This is a genomic window from Pseudomonas cerasi, from assembly GCF_027983475.1.
Lineage (GTDB): Bacteria > Pseudomonadota > Gammaproteobacteria > Pseudomonadales > Pseudomonadaceae > Aquipseudomonas > Aquipseudomonas cerasi.
This window is the reverse complement of sequence record NZ_JAQJVM010000003.1, coordinates 129,778-150,065: the sequence shown is the minus strand read 5'-3', so window position 1 is coordinate 150,065 and position 20,288 is coordinate 129,778. Positions and strand designations below refer to the sequence as shown.

The 20,288-nt window shown below is 58.0% G+C and carries 17 protein-coding genes and 1 pseudogene; 11 read left to right on the top strand and 7 right to left on the bottom strand.

Features of this window, described 5'->3' with window-relative positions; genetic code table 11:
• The first annotated feature begins 3 nt into the window (after positions 1-3).
• A complete protein-coding gene (locus tag PI739_RS16880) occupies positions 4-2,367 on the top strand; it encodes an FdhF/YdeP family oxidoreductase (protein ID WP_054082291.1) in 2,364 nt (787 codons plus the stop codon).
• 72 nt (positions 2,368-2,439) lie between these two features.
• Here PI739_RS16880 and PI739_RS16875 read toward each other — a convergent pair whose 3' ends face one another.
• Positions 2,440-3,327 carry a lysophospholipid acyltransferase gene (locus PI739_RS16875; RefSeq protein ID WP_054082290.1) on the bottom strand — a complete coding sequence of 296 codons (888 nt, stop codon included), beginning with the start codon at positions 3,325-3,327 and terminating at the stop codon, positions 2,440-2,442.
• Positions 3,328-3,365: 38 nt separating this feature from the next.
• Positions 3,366-3,917: a DNA-3-methyladenine glycosylase I gene (locus PI739_RS16870; protein WP_003432729.1), complete on the bottom strand. Its 552-nt coding sequence runs from the start codon at positions 3,915-3,917 to the stop codon at positions 3,366-3,368.
• An 80-nt stretch (positions 3,918-3,997) separates the two neighbouring features.
• On the opposite strand from PI739_RS16870, the gene glyQ reads away from it, so the two are divergent.
• The 4 genes from glyQ (at position 3,998) to PI739_RS16850 (ending at position 8,387) form a co-directional block, all read left to right on the top strand.
• On the top strand, positions 3,998-4,945 hold the full coding sequence (gene glyQ, locus PI739_RS16865; protein ID WP_002551326.1) for a glycine--tRNA ligase subunit alpha: 948 nt from the start codon (positions 3,998-4,000) through the stop codon (positions 4,943-4,945).
• On the top strand, positions 4,942-6,996 hold the full coding sequence (glyS, locus tag PI739_RS16860) for a glycine--tRNA ligase subunit beta (RefSeq protein WP_003432731.1): 2,055 nt from the start codon (positions 4,942-4,944) through the stop codon (positions 6,994-6,996). The genes glyQ and glyS overlap by 4 nt, the downstream gene beginning before the upstream one ends.
• A 12-nt stretch (positions 6,997-7,008) precedes the next feature.
• Positions 7,009-7,551 carry a D-glycero-beta-D-manno-heptose 1,7-bisphosphate 7-phosphatase gene (gene gmhB, locus PI739_RS16855; RefSeq protein ID WP_003367814.1) on the top strand — a complete coding sequence of 181 codons (543 nt, stop codon included), beginning with the start codon at positions 7,009-7,011 and terminating at the stop codon, positions 7,549-7,551.
• A 65-nt stretch (positions 7,552-7,616) separates the two neighbouring features.
• Positions 7,617-8,387: a lysophospholipid acyltransferase family protein gene (locus PI739_RS16850; RefSeq protein ID WP_003432732.1), complete on the top strand. Its 771-nt coding sequence runs from the start codon at positions 7,617-7,619 to the stop codon at positions 8,385-8,387.
• Positions 8,388-8,544: 157 nt separating this feature from the next.
• Here PI739_RS16850 and PI739_RS16845 read toward each other — a convergent pair.
• Positions 8,545-9,504 (bottom strand): annotated as a pseudogene (locus PI739_RS16845) (AraC-like ligand-binding domain-containing protein).
• A 167-nt stretch (positions 9,505-9,671) separates the two neighbouring features.
• Here PI739_RS16845 and PI739_RS16840 point away from each other — a divergent pair.
• Genes PI739_RS16840 through PI739_RS16830 form a run of 3 tightly spaced genes read left to right on the top strand, consistent with a single transcriptional unit; the run spans position 9,672 to position 12,633 of the window.
• Positions 9,672-10,682 (top strand): nitrilase, encoded by a 1,011-nt coding sequence (locus PI739_RS16840; protein ID WP_054082289.1) that lies wholly within the window; start codon positions 9,672-9,674, stop codon positions 10,680-10,682.
• Position 10,683: 1 nt separating this feature from the next.
• Complete coding sequence (locus PI739_RS16835) at positions 10,684-11,718, top strand: phenylacetaldoxime dehydratase family protein (protein ID WP_054082288.1); 1,035 nt, start codon at positions 10,684-10,686, stop codon at positions 11,716-11,718.
• 27 nt (positions 11,719-11,745) lie between these two features.
• Entirely contained in the window at positions 11,746-12,633 is an 888-nt protein-coding gene (locus PI739_RS16830; RefSeq protein ID WP_054082287.1) for a transporter, read from the top strand.
• Between the two features lie 54 nt (positions 12,634-12,687).
• Here the strand turns inward: PI739_RS16830 and gyrB are convergent, their stop codons facing one another.
• The 4 genes from gyrB to dnaA are packed head-to-tail and all read right to left on the bottom strand — an operon-like array spanning position 12,688 to position 18,913.
• Positions 12,688-15,105: a DNA topoisomerase (ATP-hydrolyzing) subunit B gene (gene gyrB, locus PI739_RS16825; RefSeq protein WP_003432737.1), complete on the bottom strand. Its 2,418-nt coding sequence runs from the start codon at positions 15,103-15,105 to the stop codon at positions 12,688-12,690.
• A 4-nt stretch (positions 15,106-15,109) separates the two neighbouring features.
• Positions 15,110-16,213, bottom strand: a complete 1,104-nt coding sequence (gene recF / locus PI739_RS16820; protein ID WP_044310549.1) for a DNA replication/repair protein RecF — start codon at positions 16,211-16,213, stop codon at positions 15,110-15,112.
• A gap of 22 nt (positions 16,214-16,235) precedes the next feature.
• Entirely contained in the window at positions 16,236-17,339 is a 1,104-nt protein-coding gene (dnaN, locus tag PI739_RS16815) for a DNA polymerase III subunit beta (protein ID WP_003367826.1), read from the bottom strand.
• A 38-nt stretch (positions 17,340-17,377) separates the two neighbouring features.
• On the bottom strand, positions 17,378-18,913 hold the full coding sequence (gene dnaA, locus PI739_RS16810) for a chromosomal replication initiator protein DnaA (RefSeq protein WP_054082286.1): 1,536 nt from the start codon (positions 18,911-18,913) through the stop codon (positions 17,378-17,380).
• 584 nt (positions 18,914-19,497) lie between these two features.
• Here dnaA and rpmH point away from each other — a divergent pair.
• From rpmH to yidD, 3 genes are read left to right on the top strand one after another with little or no spacing between them, the layout of a single operon-like run.
• The gene (rpmH, locus tag PI739_RS16805; protein ID WP_002551315.1) at positions 19,498-19,632 is read left to right on the top strand and encodes a 50S ribosomal protein L34; all 135 of its coding nucleotides are present in this window, start codon (positions 19,498-19,500) and stop codon (positions 19,630-19,632) included.
• 16 nt (positions 19,633-19,648) lie between these two features.
• A complete protein-coding gene (gene rnpA / locus PI739_RS16800; protein ID WP_002551314.1) occupies positions 19,649-20,050 on the top strand; it encodes a ribonuclease P protein component in 402 nt (133 codons plus the stop codon).
• The gene (gene yidD, locus PI739_RS16795; RefSeq protein ID WP_003367836.1) at positions 20,043-20,288 is read left to right on the top strand and encodes a membrane protein insertion efficiency factor YidD; all 246 of its coding nucleotides are present in this window, start codon (positions 20,043-20,045) and stop codon (positions 20,286-20,288) included. The genes rnpA and yidD overlap by 8 nt, the downstream gene beginning before the upstream one ends.

The following is a 20,288-nucleotide window of genomic DNA, read 5'->3' as shown; positions in this document are numbered from 1 at the left end:
CCCATGTCCGAATCGGAAAATTCCCCAGCCCCGCTTCAAGGATCACAGACCGACGGCACACCGGCGGGTGGCTGGCCTGCGCTCAGTGCGGTCAACAAGCACCTGTTGCACCAGCATGTGCTGATCAAGGGCAACCGCACGCTGATGTCCATGAACAAGCCTGGCGGCTTCGATTGCCCCAGTTGCTCCTGGCCGGACCCGAAGAAGCCGCACACCTTTGAATACTGCGAGAACGGTGCCAAGGCACTGGCCTGGGAATCGACCAGGAAACGCGTGACGCCCGAGTTCTTCGCCCGGCATACGGTCAGCGAACTGGCGACCTGGAGCGATCACGCGCTGGAAGCAGAAGGCCGTATTACCGAGCCGATGCGCTACGACGCCGCCACTGACAAATACCTGCCCGTCACCTGGGACGAAGCGTTCGCCGAGATCGGCGCAGAGCTGCGCGGCCTGAGCGATCCGTGGAAGCTGGAGCTGTACACCTCCGGACGCACGTCGAACGAAGCCGCCTTTCTGTATCAGTTGTTCGGTCGGCTGTACGGCATGGCGAACTTCCCTGACTGCTCGAACATGTGCCATGAAACCACCACTGCGGCGCTGCCCGAGTCGATCGGGGTCGGCAAAGGCACCACGACGCTGGAAGATTTCGAGAACGCCGACGCGATTTTTATCATCGGCCAGAACCCCGGGACCAACAGCCCGCGCATGATGTCCGAGCTGCACGCCGCCGCACGCCGGGGCGCAAGCATCATCTCGTTCAACCCGCTGCGGGAAAGGGCGCTGGTACGCTTTGCGGCGCCGCAGGACCCGCGCGACATGCTCAGTCTGCATGGGGTGGAAATCAGCTCGCAGTACCATCAGGTCAGGATCGGCGGCGACATGATCGCCCTGCAAGGCGTTTGCAAGGCCGTGATCGAAGCCGATGACGTGGCGCAGCGTGAAAACCTGCCACGCGTCCTCGATGTGGCGTTCATTGAAGAACACACCCATGGCTTCGAGCAATACGCCGATTATTGCCGACAGTTGCCCTGGGACATCATCGAGCGCCATTCGGGTCTGACGCGTCAGGCCATCGAAGAGGTGGCTGCGGTTTATAAGCGTTCGAAGGGAGTCATCTGCTGCTGGGGGATGGGCATCACTCAGCACAAGCGTGGTGGCGATGCCATGCAGCAGATCATCAACCTGCTGCTGTTGCGCGGCAACATCGGCAAGCTCGGTGCAGGGGCTTGCCCGGTGCGCGGACATTCCAATGTACAGGGCGACAGGACGATGGGCATCTATGAAAAGGCCGGCGAACCGTTTCTGGCCAGCATGAGCAAGGTGTTCGGTTTTGAGGCGTCCAGAAAAAAAGGCCATGCCGTGGCCGAGACCTGCGAAGCCCTCTTGCGTGGCGAGGTGGAAGCGCTCATTTCCATGGGCGGCAATTTCTTCCGTGCCATTCCGGACACCGATGTGATCTGCCCGACCGTCAGCCGCCTGAAAATGACGGTGCTGGTCAACACCAAGCTCAACCGCAGTGCGACGGTACATGGACAGAAGGCCTTTCTGCTGCCATGCGTGGCGCGTTCGGAACGCGACCTGCAGAACGGTGTGGCGCAAACCATTACGGTGGAGGACTCGATGTCGATGGTGCACGGCTCGACCGGCATGCTCGAGCCTGCGTCGAAACATCTGATTTCCGAAATCGCCATCATTGCCGGTATCGCCAAAGCGACGCTTGCGCCCAACCCCAAGGTGGACTGGGACAGCTACGTGGGTGACTACGCCAGGATTCGCGACAAGATCGAAGAAGTATTGCCCGAGCAGTTTTACGATTTCAATCAGCGCATCCTAGAACCCGGAGGTTTTCGATTGCCCAATGCCGCCAGTGAGCGCAAGTGGGACACCGAGTCGGGCAAGGCCAACTTCCTCTTTCCCGAAGGCATCTACGACGAAGACGACACGCCGCCGGGCGCCGAGCATCTGCAGTTGATGACGATCCGCAGCCATGACCAGTTCAACACCACGGTGTATTCCAACGACGACCGTTATCGGGACATCTTTGGCGACCGCATGGTGGTGATGCTCAACCCGCAGGACATCGAACGCCTGGGGCTGAAAGCCGGGGACTACATCGAGTTTCAGACGGCGCTCGACCCGACCACGGCGCGGCGTGCAGCGGGTTTCAAGGTCATACCCTACGACGTGCCGCAGGGTTGCTGCGCAGCGTATTACCCGGAAACCAACGGCCTGCTGCCACTGGCCAACCGGGATAAACATGGCAACACTCCTGCGGCCAAATCCATCCCGGTGAACCTGGTGCGGATGAGTCCGGAGGGCACTCAGGTGGCGCTGGAGCGGCGCGGGTTGATTGCGGCGGCCAGTTGAGGGAAACACTATCGTGCCCATGCTCCAGCGTGGGCACGCCGTTCCGGACGCTCTGCGTCCAGTCCTTTCTATCTAGTACCAGCGCGCTTCGCCTGGCGGGCGTTTCTTGAAGCGTTTCATGGTCCACATGTACTGGCTAGGGTAAGCCCGCACGTATTTCTCGACCACTTTGCTCATCGCCGCTGCCGAGGTTTCGGTGTCGGTGCTGTACATGGCTTCCGGAGCCGCTTCGAGTACCACTTTGTAACCCGAGCCGTCCGGCAGGCGCATGGCGTGCAGGAATACACCGACTGCCTTGCCGCCTGCCAGCATGTTCGGTACGAACTTGCTGGTCAGCGCCTGGGTGCCGCAGAAGGGCACGAAGATGCCCGCTGATTCGGCCGGCTCCGGATCGGCCGGAATACCCACCGAGCCGCCTTTGCGCACTTCCTTGATGACACTGAGAATGCCTTCCTTGGTCGACGCCGCCACCTTGTTGCCCAACTGCACACGCTGCTTGCGCAACAGGTCGTCCACGGCTTTCAGCTTGGGTGGACGATAGAAAATGATCGGCTTGCACTGGCTGCAATAGAAGTGATTGAGCACTTCCCAGTTGCCCAGGTGGCTGGTGATGCCAACCACGCCCTTGCCGGACGCCAGCGCGTCCTTGAGCACATCAAGCCCTTCGACTTCACGCACCAGGTCGATCGATTTCTGTGCTGGCCATATCCACGCACAGGCGCTTTCGGTCAGGGTCTTGCCGATGTCCATCAGGCTGCGGCCAACGAGCTTTTCCAGCTCCGGCTCGCTCAACTCGGGGAAACACTTGGACAGGTTGATCCGTGCCACTTCCCGCGAACGGTTGGGCAGCTTCCACATCAGCCAGCCAATCGCGGTGCCTGCCCACTGCACCGCGCGCCACGGCAACAGCGCAAACAATCGCAACGCCCCGACCATTACGGCGCCTTTGAACTTATCCACAGATGACTCCCAGATTCTCGAGGCGGGTAGTGTAACCGTCAGCGGCTCAGGATCGCATACCGATCGCAATCGACGGTGTGGTCCATGACCATACCGCTGGCCTGCATGTAGGCATAACAGATGGTCGGGCCGACAAAGGTGAAACCGGCCTTTTTAAGTGCCTTGCTCATTGCTTCGGCCTCGGCGGTAATCGCCGGGACTTCGCTGCGATCCTTGAAGTGATTGATCTTCGGTGTACCGCCGACAAACGACCAGAGCAGCGCGACCGGGTCTTCCAGCGCCAGCCAGGCCCGCGCATTGGTGCGCACGGCCTTGAGCTTGAGGCGGTTGCGGATGATGCTCGGATCGAGCATCAGCGTCTCTATTTCGGCATCGCTCAACTGCGCCAGGCGCTCGACGTCAAAGCCGTGCAGCACTTCGCGATAACGCGCCCGCCGCTTGAGAATCGTGATCCACGACAGCCCGGCCTGGAACCCTTCGAGCAAAAGCAACTCGAAGAGCTTCTGCGCATCGCGCAGCGGCACTCCCCACTCCTGATCGTGATAAGCGATGTACAGGGGGTCTTCGTTGCACCAAAAGCAGCGTGTCATAGGGCTCCCAAGGAGTGGACGTGCGGCCGAATCGGGTATACTCCCGCTCTTTGAATCGCAGCCCAGCACAGGTGAAATTTGTGAGCCAGCCTACGCCAGCCGTGCGTACCTTCCAAGACTTGATCCTCGCCCTCCAGCAATACTGGGCAGAACAAGGTTGCGTGGTACTTCAGCCCTACGATATGGAAGTAGGCGCCGGCACGTTCCACACTGCCACGTTTCTGCGCGCCGTAGGCCCGGAAACCTGGAACGCCGCTTACGTACAGCCAAGCCGTCGCCCGACTGACGGCCGCTACGGCGAAAACCCGAACCGCCTGCAGCACTATTACCAGTTTCAGGTGATTCTCAAGCCGAACCCGGACAACTTCCAGGAACTGTACCTGGGCTCGCTCAAGCACATCGGCCTCGATCCGCTGGTGCACGACGTGCGCTTCGTCGAAGACAACTGGGAATCGCCGACGCTGGGCGCCTGGGGTCTGGGCTGGGAGATCTGGCTCAACGGCATGGAAGTCTCGCAGTTCACCTACTTCCAGCAGGTCGGTGGCCTGGAGTGCTACCCGGTCACCGGCGAAATCACGTATGGCCTCGAGCGTCTGGCGATGTACCAGCAGGGCGTGGACTCGGTCTACGATCTGGTCTGGGCTGACGGTCCGTTCGGCAAAGTGACCTACGGCGACGTGTTCCACCAGAACGAGGTGGAGCAGTCGACCTACAACTTCGAACACGCCAACGTCGACAAACTGTTCGAGCTGTTCGACTTCTACGAAAGCGAAGCCGCACGCCTGATCGAGCTGGAGCTGCCATTGCCCGGCTACGAAATGGTCCTCAAGGCCTCGCACACCTTCAACCTGCTGGATGCCCGTCGCGCGATTTCCGTGACGGCGCGTCAGCAGTACATCCTGCGCGTACGCACATTGGCCCGTTCGGTGGCTCAGGCCTACCTGCAGGCCCGCGCCCGTCTCGGCTTCCCGATGGCGCCGCCCGATCTACGCGATGAAGTGTTGGCCAAGCTGGAGGCAGCGCAATGAGTGCTCAAGATTTTCTGGTCGAACTGGGCACCGAAGAACTGCCACCCAAGACCCTCGTCTCGCTGGCCGATGCGTTTCTCGCCGGTATTGAAAAAGGCATCACAGGCGCAGGTCTGACCTACAGCGCCAAGCAGGTCTACGCAGCACCGCGTCGTCTGGCCGTGCTGATTACCGCACTGGCCACGCAACAACCGGATCGCAGCGTCAACCTCGATGGCCCGCCGCGTCAGGCAGCGTTCGATGCCGACGGTAACCCGACTCAGGCCGCCCTGGGCTTCGCCAAGAAGTGCGGCGTCGACCTGAGCGAAATCGATCAGAGCGGTCCGAAACTGCGTTACAGCCAGACCATCCTCGGCAAGCCGACGACGTCCCTGTTGCCGACCATCGTCGAAGACTCGCTGAACGACCTGCCGATTGCCAAGCGCATGCGCTGGGGTGCTCGCAAGGAAGAGTTCGTGCGGCCGACCCAGTGGCTGGTGATGCTGTTCGGTGATCAAGTGGTGGACTGCACGATCCTTGCGCAGAGCGCGGGTCGTCATTCGCGCGGTCATCGCTTCCATCATCCGCAAGACGTGCGCATTTCTTCGCCTGCCGGTTACCTCAGCGACCTGCGCGCCGCTCATGTACTGGCCGACTTCAACGAACGTCGGCAGATCATCAGCAAGCGCGTCGACGAGCTGGCCACCCAACAGGAAGGCACCGCCATCGTGCCGCCAAGCCTGCTGGACGAAGTGGCCGGTCTGGTCGAATGGCCGGTTCCGCTGGTGTGTTCATTCGAAGAGCGCTTCCTGGAAGTCCCTCAGGAAGCCTTGATTACCACCATGCAGGACAACCAGAAATACTTCTGCCTGCTGGATGTCGACGGCAAGCTGCTGCCGCGCTTCATCACCGTGGCCAACATCGAGAGCAAGGACCCGGCACAGATCATCGCCGGTAACGAGAAGGTGGTTCGTCCACGCCTGACCGACGCCGAGTTCTTCTTCAAGCAGGACAAGAAGCAGAAGCTGGAAACCTTCAACGATCGCCTGAAGAACGTCGTGTTCCAGGCGCAGTTGGGCAGCGTGTTCGACAAGGCCGAGCGTGTGTCGAAACTGGCCGCTTACATCGCCCCCCGCATCGGCGGCGACGCCCAGCGTGCTGCGCGGGCCGGTCTGCTGTCCAAGTGCGACCTGTCGAGCGAGATGGTCGGCGAGTTTCCGGAAATGCAGGGCATTGCCGGTTACTACTACGCCAAGGCCGACGGCGAGCCTGAAGATGTCGCACTGGCGCTCAATGAGCAGTACATGCCGCGTGGCGCGGGTGCCGAACTGCCAACCACACTGACCGGTGCTGCGGTGGCAATTGCCGACAAGCTCGACACGCTGGTTGGCATCTTCGGGATCGGCATGCTGCCTACCGGCAGCAAGGACCCCTATGCATTGCGTCGTGCGGCACTGGGCATCCTGCGTATCCTGATCGAGAAGAAGCTCGACCTGAACCTGATCGAAACGGTGAAGTTCGCCGTCACGCAGTTCGGCGCGAAGATCAAGCCAGCCGGTCTGGCGGAACAGGTGCTCGACTTCATCTTCGATCGTCTGCGTGCGCGCTATGAAGACGAAGGCGTCGACGTGGCGGTGTACCTTTCGGTGCGTGCCCTGCAACCGGCTTCGGCGCTGGATTTCGATCAACGCGTCCAGGCAGTCCAGGCCTTCCGCAAACTGCCACAGGCCGCAGCACTGGCCGCAGTGAACAAACGTGTATCGAACCTCTTGAGCAAGGCCGAGGGCAGCATTGCCCAGACCGTCGAGCCCAAGTATTTCGACAACGCCAACGAGTTCTCGCTGTACTCGGCCATCCAGCAGGCCGATCACGCGATCCAGCCGATGGCTGCCGAGCGTCAGTACAGCGAATCGCTGGCGCGTCTGGCGATGTTGCGTGAGCCGGTCGATGCGTTTTTCGAAGCCGTGATGGTCAACGCGGAAGACGCCAACGTGCGTGCCAACCGTTATGCCCTGTTGTCGCGTTTGCGCGGTCTGTTCCTCGGCGTCGCCGACATCTCGTTGCTGGGCTGACAAGGAGTCGCTGTGAAACTGCTGATACTTGACCGGGATGGCGTGATCAATCATGACTCCGACGCTTACATAAAGTCGGTGGCGGAGTGGCTGCCCATTCCTGGCTCGATCGAAGCTATCGCAGCGCTGAGCAAGGCCGGCTGGACGGTGGCCGTTGCCACCAACCAGTCCGGCATTGCCCGAGGTTATTATGATCTGGCCACTCTGGATGCCATGCACGTGCGCTTGCGCAAGCTGGTGGCAGAGCAGGGTGGCGAGGTCGGTTTGATCGTCTATTGCCCGCATGGGCCAGACGATGGCTGTACCTGCCGCAAGCCCAGACCCGGGATGCTGCAGGCTATCGCCCGTCATTACACCGTGGACCTCAAAGGTCTCTGGTTCGTGGGCGACAGCAAAGGTGACCTGCAGGCCGCACAAGCCGTCGATTCTCAGCCTGTGCTGGTGATGACCGGCAAAGGCCGCAAGACGATGGAAGGCGGAGTGCCGGCAGGCACGTTGATTTTTGACGATCTGGCGGCAGTTGCCGCAGAACTTATCCACAACAGCGCTCACTGAACAGTCAGCTCTTCAGGTTCAGGACGCTCAAGGAGCGGGCACCTGCCCGTACGGTAAACGTAACTATGTCGATCATGCAGGCAATCAGGACCTTCTTCTTCTACCTGTTGCTGGGCACCAGCTCGCTGTTGTGGTGCACGTTGAGTTTTTTCATTGCGCCTTTTCTGCCGTTCAAAGCCCGCTATCGCTTCATTAACGTCTATTGGTGCCGCTGCGCCATCTGGCTGACCAAGGTGTTCCTGAACATCAAGGTAGAAGTGACTGGCGCCGAAAACGTACCGAAAACCCCCTGCGTGATCATCTCCAACCACCAGAGCACCTGGGAGACGTTCTTTCTGTCGGCGTATTTCGAGCCGATGAGCCAGGTCCTCAAGCGTGAACTGCTGTATGTGCCGTTCTTTGGCTGGGCGATGGCAATGCTGCGCCCGATCGCCATTGACCGCGAAAACCCGAAAGCCGCACTCAGGGAGATTGCCAAGAAGGGCGACGAGTTGCTCAAGGATGGCGTCTGGGTATTGATCTTCCCGGAGGGCACACGCGTGCCTTACGGCCAGGTCGGCAAATTCTCTCGCGGCGGTACTGCACTGGCAGTGAACGCTGATCTGCCTGTGCTGCCGGTCGCGCACAACGCAGGCAAGTACTGGCCTCGCGACGGCTGGGCGAAAAAGCCAGGCACCATTCACGTGGTGATCGGCGAGCCGATGTACGCAGAGGGCTCAGGCCCACGTGCCATCGCTGCGTTGAATGAGCGCGTTCAGACCTGGAATGAGGATACGCAACGGGCGATGGGCTCGCCTGCTGTACCTGTTGCAACTCCCGAAAAAGTCCCGGCGTGATTTTGTGGATAACCTGTGTACGGTTTTTTTGAAACCGCGCAAAAAGACGATCTAACCTGCTAATTCATATACATATTTTTTCAGGCTATAAAAACCGGAAAAACGTGCATAAGTTTTGATGATGTATCAGAAACCGACCTTTAAAAGGTCGGTTTTTTTATGCGCAACGCATCGGTGAAGCCTCAAGCCGATATTGCTGTGCAGGCACTCCGAAGCGCTGGCGGAAGACTCTGCTGAAGTAACCGACATCACTGAATCCCCAACGCCAGGCGATCTCACTGATCTGTCGATTGGCGAGTAATGGCTCGCGCAGGTCACTGGCGCAGCGTTGCAACCGAGAGGCCAGCAGGTAACGTCCGAACGAGGTCTGTTCATCCTGAAACAAGCTGCTGATATAGCGCGTACTGACTCCGAACCGGACGCTGACACTGGCCAGAGACAGTTTTGTATCTGCCAGGTTGGCTTGGATATGATCCTTGATGCGCAGCAGCAAGCCACTGCGTCTTGAACCTTGTGCCTGCCCTTCGACCCGTTCGGACAACGCCATTGCCAGCAAGTCCAGCCCTTGTTCGGTTATCCGCGCCTGTTGTGATTCGCCTACCCGGTTCTCGAGTGCAGCCAGGCCGGTAAAAAAGTCGAAGACCAGTCCATTGAGCGGGTCATCGCGAGACAGTGATAACGCAGTCAGATACTCCAGATTACACAGACGCTGCTGCAGGCTGTTGCGCGGGATTTGCACCACAGTCTGTCTGAATGCACTGTCGAAGTGCAGCCGGTAGGGGCGACGAGTGTCTTAGATGGCAAAGTCGCCGACCTCCAATAGCGCTTCGCGCCCCTCTTGAGAAACCTGCGCCCGGCCTTCAAGCGCCAGACTCACCAATACGAACTCGTCGTCACTACGCGAAATACTCGAGGTATCTCGGACGACTGTCTGACTGCAGGCCTGCACCTCTACCAAGGCCAGTCCTGCAATGCTGTGCGAGCGCAAACGACCGTGGAAATTTTGTCGATCCGAGAAGGCACATTCCAGCGGCACGAAGGTACTGCACACCACTTCCTGCCAGAACTCTGCTCGTTCCTGCACAGCAATACTGTTGGTGTCGAAATAAATGCTCATCGCGTTCAACCTGCATTTCGATGCGTCAAGCCAACCGCCATGCAAGTCTGAAACCATTCCTGTCGGCCTGTCCGTTCCAGTCAAAAAGCCGTTCCTTTTCGTCCTAATACCGTCGCCAGAAAAGCCCATAGCCTGTGGCCATCCAACAGCCACTTGAGTTTTTGACGATGAAAGAGCCCTTGAAAGTCGCCTGTGTACAGGCCGCGCCGGTATTCCTGAATCTGGACGCCACCGTAGACAAGACCATCGCCCTGATGGAGCAGGCGGCAGCCGCCGGAGCCCGCCTGATTGCATTCCCCGAAACGTGGATTCCGGGCTATCCGTGGTTTTTGTGGCTGGACGCACCGGCCTGGAACATGCCACTGGTGCAGCGCTATCACCAGCAGTCTCTGGTACTGGACAGCGCCCAGGCCCGGCGTATCAGCGATGCGGCTCGCCATCTCGGTCTCTATGTGGTGCTGGGTTACAGCGAGCGACACAAAGCGTCGCTGTATATAGGTCAGTGGATCATCGACGATCGCGGTGAAACGGTTGGCGTGCGTCGCAAGCTCAAGGCTACCCATGTAGAACGTACGATGTTCGGCGAAGGCGACGGCGCCTCATTGCGTACGTTTGAAACGCCTGTCGGCGTTCTGGGCGCGCTTTGCTGCTGGGAGCACCTGCAACCGCTTTCCAAGTACGCCATGTATGCGCAGAACGAACAGATCCACGTCGCCGCCTGGCCGAGCTTCAGCCTGTACCGCAGTGCCACAAGCGCCTTGGGACCTGAGGTCAATACTGCGGCTTCGCGGGTTTATGCCGCAGAGGGGCAGTGCTTCGTCCTCGCACCCTGTGCAATCGTTTCCTCTGAAATGATCGAGATGCTCTGCGACAGTGACGCCAAGCGCAGCCTGTTGCAGGCCGGTGGCGGGCACGCACGCATTTTCGGTCCGGACGGAAGTGATCTGGCAACTCCGCTGGGCGAACATGAGGAAGGCCTGCTCTACGCAACACTTGATCCAGCCGCATTGACCTTCGCCAAGGTAGCAGCCGACCCGACTGGACATTACTCACGTCCCGACGTCACTCGTCTGATGTTCAATCCGAATCCCACCCCATGTGTAGTCGATCTACCAGGCCTGCCGATCAGCAGCGAGTGCATCGAGCTGCTTCAGCCTGACATCGCGCTGGAGGTGTGACATGCATTCAGCCATTCCTGAACATCTGCGCAAGCCGCGTGAGCTGAACAGCAATCTGCCCGAGGGCTATCAACCACCTTTTCCTGCATGGTCCGCGCGTTTCGATCCGCTGGCAGGGCAGGTGGTGATGGCTTATTTCGGCGTCCAGTCCTTGCAGCCGTTAGGTCTGCCAGAACTGGCAGCGATAACCACTCGGTTCGATAGCGACTCAGGACCGCGGTATTGGGACAGCGCACGTTGCGTGGACGCCGATGGTTTCCATACCTGCATAGCCATCGCTTACTGGCACGACGTGGACGCTTTCAATCAGTGGCGCAACAGCTCGGGTTTCGCGCACTGGTGGCAAGACCCGGCTCGTGAAACCGGGCCACTGGGATGGTTCCTCGAAGTCGTCTGCCCGAGTGCCGAGCGTTTCGAAACATTGTTTTCCGCGCCGGATGTACCTGAAGGCGTTACGCATCTGGCCAGTCACATGAGTGAACCTATTCAGGAACACGCGTACTGGGGCAGTTCCCGCGATCGTATCCCTCTGGCCCAGACCGATGCACTGACAGGCAGCAGCAACCCTTCCAGTGCGAACGCGCTGTGCGTCGGCAGGGTGCGTATGTCGGGGCGCGATAACCTGTGCCTGATTCGATCCGGACAGGACTGGAGCAGCACCACCGGACAGGAGCGCGATATGTATCTGAACGACATACAACCCGTGCTACAGCGCGGCATGACGTTTCTGCGCGACGAAGGCGCCACTGTCGGCTGCCTGAGCTGTCGCTTCATGCAAGCGCTGGACAGCGACACCGGCGAACCCTTGGAGAAGAGTTTTGGCCTCGCCTGGTTCGATGACCTGAGTAACCTGGAGCGCTGGGCAAAGACTCATCCCACTCATGTGGCGATCTTCGGCGGCTTCATGCAGTACGTACAGACCCTTAACTTTCAGGTCCAGTTGCGCCTCTACCACGAGATCGCAGTGATCCCCAGTGAGGCCCAGTATTTCGAATACCTCAACTGCCATCCCGGCAGTGGCTTGCTCAGCCGCTGATACGCATCATCCTTGAGGAAGCAGATCATGCAACGACTCACCCTGATTACCCGTTCAGCGCTAGCCATCTCTACCTTGCTGTGTTGGTCGACCACCACCCATGCGCTGGAAATCACCGCAGGCGATTATGAGCCGCTACCTGCCGGCATGAACGCTTTGCTGGTTTATGCACAGCATGCCGAAAGCTCGAACTTCTACAGCAACGGTCACAAGGTCTCGGACGATTTTCGGCTCAAGACCGATGTCAGCCTGATTCGCTATATCCACTCGTTTGCGCTGGGCAACAACGCGGTGATAGAGCCACAGTTCATTCTGCCTTATGGACATCTGAAGGCTGGTGGTGAGGCAAGCGCACTTGGCCAGACTACCGGCACCGGTGATCTGATTCTAGGCGCACCGGTAAAATGGACCTTGGCCACCGACAATAAGGATGTCTTTTCCTTGGCGCTTTACCTTTATCTGCCTACCGGCAGTTACGAAAACGGCGACGCACTCAATCTGGGTGAAAACCGCTGGCGGCTCTTGCTGCAAGCCGCCTATATCCACCATTTCAATGCAAGATGGGCGCTGGACACCGCTGCGGACGTGTCATGGTTCAGCCATAACGATGATTACGGTCCAGGCAGTAATACACTGGAACAGAAGGCCCGTTACGAATACCAGGCTTACCTGAGCTACAACCTTTCGCCGCAAACCCGGTTTGCCGTGGGTGGGGGTTATATCGATGGCGGTGAAAACCGGGTGGGTGGCGTCAGCCAGGACGATCTGCTGAGCACTGCCTATCTGCGTTTGAGTGCTACTCATATGCTGACCCCTACGATTCAGGTCCAGGCCGTACTCGGCAAGGATCTGGAAGTGGAGGAGGGGTTCCGGGAGAAGGCACGTTTGAATCTGCGACTGGCGAAACTGTTTTAGAGCACAAACAAAAACCCCGGCTTTCGCCGGGGTTGATGTTTGCTCATACGCTCATCAGAAGTCCAGGTTGGACACTGCCAGCGCATTACTCTCGATGAAGTCACGACGTGGCTCGACCGCATCACCCATGAGGGTGTTGAAGATCTGGTCAGCGCCGATGGCGTCTTCGATAGTGACCTTCAGCATGCGACGCACACTCGGGTCCATGGTGGTTTCCCACAGTTGGTCCGGGTTCATCTCACCCAGACCTTTGTAGCGCTGGATGGTGTGGCGCTTGGTGCTTTCGGCCATCAGCCAGGCAAGGGCTTCCTTGAACTCGGTGACGGGCTTCTTGCGCTCGCCACGTTGCACGTAGGCACCTTCTTCCAGAAGCGTGCTGATCTGCGCGCCCAGAGCGGTAACGGTCTTGTAGTCGTTGCTGCCGAAGAAGTCGCGGTTGAAGGTGACGTAGTTCGACAGGCCGTGGGAGATCAGTTCGACCTCTGGCAGCCAGACGTTACGTTCACGGTCTTCACGCAGGCTGGCCTTGTAGACCAAACCTGACTTCTCACCGGTACGCAGACGCGCGTCGAACAGTGCCAGCCAGGCCTGCATGCCCTCGTGATCAGACAGCTGCTCGAGCGTGATCGGCGGCAGGTAGACGAAGTGCTCGGTCAGTTCCTGTGGGTACAGACGCGACAGGCGCTTGAGCGTCTTCATGACCATGCGGAAGTCATTGACCAGCTTCTCCAGCGCGGTACCGGAGATACCCGGAGCCGATTCGCTAAGGTGAAGGCTGGCGTCTTCAAGGGCCGATTGGGTCATGTATTCTTCCATGGCCTCGTCGTCCTTGATGTACTGCTCCTGCTTGCCTTTTTTGACCTTGTACAGTGGCGGCTGAGCGATGTAGATGTAGCCACGCTCGATCAGCTCGGGCAACTGACGGAAGAAGAAGGTCAGCAGCAGCGTACGGATGTGCGAGCCGTCGACGTCAGCATCGGTCATGATGATGATGTTGTGATAACGCAACTTGTCGATGTTGTACTCTTCACGGCCAATACCGCAGCCCAGCGCAGTGATCAAGGTGCCCACTTCCTGCGAAGAGATCATCTTGTCGAAACGCGCTTTTTCAACGTTCAGGATCTTGCCCTTGAGCGGCAGGATGGCCTGGGTTCTACGATTACGCCCCTGCTTGGCTGATCCGCCAGCAGAGTCCCCTTCCACCAGGTACAGTTCGGAGAGGGCTGGGTCTTTTTCCTGGCAGTCCGCCAGTTTGCCGGGCAGGCCAGCGATATCCAGCGCGCCTTTACGACGAGTCATCTCACGCGCCTTGCGCGCAGCTTCCCGGGCACGGGCTGCGTCGATCATCTTGCCGACAACTGCTTTGGCTTCGTTCGGGTTTTCCAACAGGAAGTCGGAGAAGTACTTGCCCATTTCCTGTTCGACAGCCGTTTTGACTTCAGACGAAACCAGCTTGTCCTTGGTCTGCGAGCTGAACTTCGGATCAGGCACCTTGACCGAAATGATCGCAGTCAGACCTTCACGCGCATCGTCGCCAGTAGTCGCGACCTTGTGCTTCTTGGCCAGACCTTCCTGCTCGATGTAGTTGTTCAGGTTACGCGTCAGCGCAGAACGGAAACCCACCAGGTGAGTACCGCCATCACGCTGCGGAATGTTGTTGGTGAAACACAGCAGGTTCTCGTTGAAGCTGTCGTTCCACTGCAGCGCAATCTCGACACCAATGCCGTCGTCGCGTTGAATATTGAAGTGGAACACCTGATTGACCGGCGTCTTGTTGGTGTTCAGGTATTCAACGAATGCACGCAGACCACCTTCATATTTGAACAGCTCTTCCTTACCGCTACGTTCGTCCTTGAGGACAATGCCGACACCGGAGTTAAGGAAGGACAGTTCGCGAATCCGCTTGGCCAGGATGTCCCAACTGAAGTGGATATTCTTGAACGTTTCAGCGGAAGGCTTGAAGTGGATCTGGGTGCCCGTGGTGTCACTTTCACCGACGATTTTCATCGGCTCCTGTGGAACACCATGCACGTAAGTCTGCTCCCAGATCTTGCCGCTGCGACGAACCGTCAGCAACAGAATTTCTGAAAGGGCATTAACAACAGATACACCTACACCGTGCAAACCGCCGGATACCTTGTAGGAGTTGTCATCGAACTTACCGCCAGCGTGGAGCACGGTCATGATGACCTCGGCTGCCGACACGCCTTCTTCTTTATGCACGTCTACCGGAATACCGCGGCCGTTGTCGCGCACGGTGATAGATTCGTCTGGATGGATGATGATGCTGATGTCGTCGCAATGGCCTGCCAATGCTTCGTCGATCGAGTTATCAACCACCTCGAACACCATGTGGTGCAGACCGCTGCCATCGTCTGTATCACCGATGTACATTCCGGGACGCTTGCGTACGGCATCAAGTCCTTTCAGCACCTTAATGCTGGACGAGTCGTACGTTTGGTTTTCGCTCATGCAATCACTCCCGATGGTCGTGGGTCTGGGTGATACGGCCTTGTTCCACGTGGAACAAAGCGACTGGCGTTTCCGTCTGCCAGCCTTCCCTCAAAAATTCTTGATCTACACAGGTGATAAACACCTGGCAGCGTAATTCTTCCAGCAAGCGGCAAAGTGCGCGTCGATGGTTGTCATCCAGTTCGGAGGGCAAATCATCTACCAGGTAAATACACTGGCCTCGACGGACCTGGCTGACCAGATGTCCCTGAGCAATACGCAGTGCACAGACCACCAGCTTTTGCTGACCGCGAGACAGAATATCTGCCGCATTATGCGCGCCTAATCTAAGGCGCAGGTCAGCTCGCTGTGGTCCGGCCTGGGTGTGGCCCATTTGCTGATCGCGGTGGAGGGAAGAGGCGAGCACTGCACTTAGCTCTTTTTCCTTGTCCCATCCCCGGTAGTAGCTCAGGGTCAAACCTTCAAGCTCGACAAGTTCGCTCAAAGTCTGTTCAAAGACTGGCTTCAATGCCTTGATATACGCCCGGCGGAACTCGTCGATCTCGTCACTCGCCGAGCACAGCTCACGGTCCCATGCCGCCTGTGAAGCGGCGTCAAGTGTACCATGCCGAAGCCACGAGTTTCGCTGCTTGAGGGCCTTCTGCAGGCGCTGCCACGTGGCCATAAAGCGAGGTTCCACGTGGAACACTCCCCAATCCAAAAATTGCCTGCGTATCTTCGGCGCGCCTTCTAGCAGTCTAAAGCTGTCAGGGTTGATGAGCTGCAGCGGCAGAATTTCCGCAAGCTGGGCAGCGCTTCTGGCGTTCTGCCCGTCGATACGAATCTGGAACTCACCTTGGCGATCGCGTGAAACACCCAGATTGCTGTGTCCACCTTGTGCAAGATCGACCTGACCGAAGACCGTACATGAAGGCTGCTCGTACTGGATGACGGGCAGCAAGCGACTGCTGCGAAACGAGCGGGCGATACCCAGCAGATGGATAGCTTCCAGCACGCTGGTTTTGCCACTGCCGTTAGCGCCGTAGAGGATATTGATACGCGGGGAGGGGGAGAGGGTCACCGGGTGCAGATTGCGCACCCCGGTGACCGAGACGCGACTAAGAGACATCTAGGTTGCGCTGGACATGAAGTTACAGACGCATCGGCATGACGACGTAGGCGGAATCGTCGTTATCGGACTCTTGCACCAAGGCGCTGCTGTTGGAGTCGGACAGAATCAAACGCACCTGTTCGGTCGTCATGACGCCCAGCACGTCAAGCAGGTAGCTCACGTTGAAACCGATCTCCAGCGAGTCACCGTTGTACTCGACGCTGATTTCTTCTTCCGCTTCTTCCTGCTCGGGGTTGTTGGCCTGAATCTTCAATTGACCGCTGGCCAGTTGCAGACGGATGCCACGGTACTTCTCGTTGGACAGAATCGCCGTCCGGCTGAACGCCTCACGCAGTGCCTGACGATCACCGAGCACCAGCTTGTCACCACCTTTAGGCAGCACTCGCTCGTAGTCAGGGAACTTGCCATCCACCAGTTTGGAAGTGAAGGTGAATTCGCCAGTGGTCGCACGGATGTGATGCTGACCCAGAACGATGCTGACCATACCGTCCTGCTCGGTCAGCAGGCGCGCCATTTCGAGAATACCTTTACGTGGAACGATCACCTGATGACGATCAGCATGTTCGATATCGGCAGACATCGAGCACATCGCCAGACGATGGCCGTCGGTAGCCACGGCGCGCAAGATGCCCGCACTCACTTCCAGCAACATACCATTGAGGTAGTAACGAACGTCCTGTTGGGCCATTGCAAAGCTGGTGCGCTCGATCAGGCGGCGCAGTTTGCTCTGCACCAGGTTGAACGTCAGCGAACCCGGGCCTTCTTCGACGGTCGGGAAGTCATTGGCGGGCAAGGTAGACAGGGTGAACCGGCTACGCCCCGCCTTGACGATCAGCTTCGAGTCGTCGAGCTTGATATCGATCAGCGCGTCGTTGGACAGGCTTTTGCAAATGTCCATGAGCTTGCGCGCAGGAACCGTGATCTCTCCAGGTTCGGCGGGCTCTTCCAGCTGGACGCGGCCAACCAGTTCGACTTCCAGATCCGTACCGGTCAGCGACAGTTGCTGACCTTCTACGACCAGGAGCACATTGGAAAGAACCGGCAAGGTCTGGCGGCGTTCGACGACGCCGGCGACCAATTGCAGGGGTTTCAACAGGGCTTCGCGTTGAATGGTGAAATGCATGGTCTAGTCCCTTGCCTTGATGAGCTGCACTGGCGTTATCACGTAGTCAGAGTGCGCAGCAGGTTCTTGTAGTCCTCGCGGATATCCGCATCGGATTCCTTGAGCTCGTTGATCTTTCGGCACGCGTGCAAGACGGTCGTGTGGTCACGGCCACCAAACACGTCACCGATTTCCGGAAGACTGTGGTTGGTGAGTTCCTTGGAGAGCGCCATCGCGACCTGGCGAGGCCGGGCGACAGAGCGGGAACGACGCTTGGACAGCAGATCGGAGATCTTGATCTTGTAGTACTCGGCGACGGTGCGCTGAATGTTATCCACACTGACCAGCTTGTCCTGCAACGCCAGCAAGTCCTTCAGCGACTCACGAATCAGCTCGATGGTGATGTCGCGGCCCATGAAGTGCGAGTGAGCGATGACGCGCTTGAGCGCACCTTCCAGCTCTCTGACGTTGGAGCGAATGCGCTGGGCAATGAAGAACGCTGCGTCATGAGGCAGATCGACCTTGGCCTGATCTGCTTTTTTCATGAGGATCGCGACGCGGGTTTCCAGCTCCGGAGGCTCGACGGCAACCGTCAGGCCCCAGCCGAAACGCGACTTGAGTCGTTCTTCAAGGCCTTCGATTTCCTTGGGATAGCGGTCGCTGGTCAGAATGACCTGCTGTCCGCCTTCCAGCAGCGCGTTGAACGTGTGGAAAAACTCTTCCTGCGAGCGTTCCTTGCGGGCGAAAAACTGGATGTCATCGATCAGCAGTGCATCGACTGAACGGTAGAAACGCTTGAACTCGTTGATTGCATTGAGCTGCAAGGCCTTGACCATATCTGCGACGAAGCGCTCCGAATGCAGGTACACGACCTTGGCATTCGGATTCTTCTTCAGCAGGTGGTTACCTACTGCGTGCATCAAGTGAGTTTTACCGAGACCGACACCGCCATAAAGGAACAGCGGGTTGTAGCCATGCTTGGGGTTGTCGGCAACCTGCCAGGCCGCAGCGCGTGCCAGCTGGTTGGACTTACCCTCGACGAAATTCTCGAACGTGAACGTACGGTTCAGGTAACTGGTGTGCTTGAGCGCGCCTTCTACCTGAACGGTACGCTGTTCTGCGCGAGCGGGCGCCTGTTGCGAGCTGGCACCTGCCATCGGATCAAAGCTGTCACGCGACGGCTCGTCGTGTGCTGCAACGTTCTGAACAGGTGCCGGCGTCGCCACGGCAGCAACCGGAGCAGCCGTGGCAGGAGCCGGTGCCGAGACGCTGCTGACCGAATTGGCAGACAGTGCCTGGGACGCTGCGGCGGCCAATGGCGCATTCGGAGCGGCACGGGGTGCGGAGCTGCGCTTGCTTCCTATTAATAAGGAAAGAGCAGGGGCCATCCCTTGACCGTGTTCGCCGAGAAGCTCAAGCAAACGACCGAGGTATTTTTCGTTGACCCAATCGAGAACAAAACGATTTGGTGCGTACACACGCAACTCGTCGCCTTCGGCTTCGACCTGTAGCGGACGGATCCAAGTGTTGAATTGCTGGGCAGGCAGCTCATCGCGCAAAAGCTCCACGCACTGCTGCCAAAGTTCCACTGACACGGATATCCCCTGAGTTGAAAGCCGGTGAGGCAAAAACAGCCGCCATTGTAACGACCCAGAGGCGACTTATCCACATGTAGGTTGCTCACAGAGAGCTATAAATCAACGATTTATGAATGAAGCAGACGACAAACGGTCAACACATAAGCTCTGTGGATAACCCATCTTCAGCCCATTGCATAAGTCAGGCGTAAACTCTGTGCATAACTCGCCTGTGGATAAAAAGGCGTTCCATGCACAGCTTTTCCGAAGGTCCGGCACAGGCAGGGCACCGCTTCTCGACAACCTTTCTGACCTCTGTACACATTGAATAACAAGGGCTGTAAGATGTTATCCACAGAAAGGCGCTGCGTAAGAGTTATAAGCTTTATAAAGAAGCTTTAAATACTCTCTTCTTTTTATTTCTATAACCGGAGCGGGTTAGCGTAGCGGTGAACGAAAGGAAGAGGGCGCCCAGCTATAAAAAGATGCCTATGAAGAAAAGCTGGTTGGAAATTGACCTGCGAGCCTGCTTTCTCTAGAATCCCCGGTCTCTTAAAACGGGGGCCATTCCGGCCCGTAGTGGACGAACCAGGTAACACGCCATGAAACGTACTTTCCAACCCAGCACTATCAAGCGCGCCCGCACCCACGGTTTCCGTGCTCGCATGGCCACCAAAAACGGCCGCGCAGTTCTTTCGCGTCGTCGTGCCAAAGGCCGTAAGCGTCTGGCAGTTTGATAAATCGGCACAGGAGGTGAGTCGAGACTTCAGTCGGGAAAAGCGTTTGCTCACTCCCCGGCATTTCAAGGCAGTCTTTGACTCCCCTACCGGCAAGGTTCCGGGGAAAAATCTCCTGCTCCTTGCGCGCAACAACGACCTCGATCATCCCCGCCTGGGGCTTGTGATAGGTAAAAAGAGCGTGAAGCTCTCCGTCGAGCGCAATCGTTTGAAACGCCTGATGCGCGAATCATTTCGCCAACACCAAGACAGTTTGGTCGGTTGGGATATCGTTATCGTCGCGCGCAAAGGCTTGGGTGACGTAGAAAACCCTGAACTGATTCAGCATTTCGGCAAGCTCTGGAAACGTCTGGCGCGTAGCCGACCCATTCCGGAAGAAAAATCCGAACCTGCAGGGGTAGACAGTCCAGATGCGTAAACTGGCACTCGTTCCGATCCAGTTCTATCGCTATGCCATTAGCCCGCTGATGGCCAGTCACTGTCGTTTCTACCCCAGTTGCTCCTGCTACGCGTATGAAGCCATCGAAAATCATGGCCTTTTGCGCGGTGGCTGGCTGTCAATTCGTCGTCTTGGTCGCTGTCACCCATGGAATCCCGGTGGTTATGACCCGGTTCCAGCTATCCCCACCTCCCGTTCTTCTTCGATGGCCGAGTAA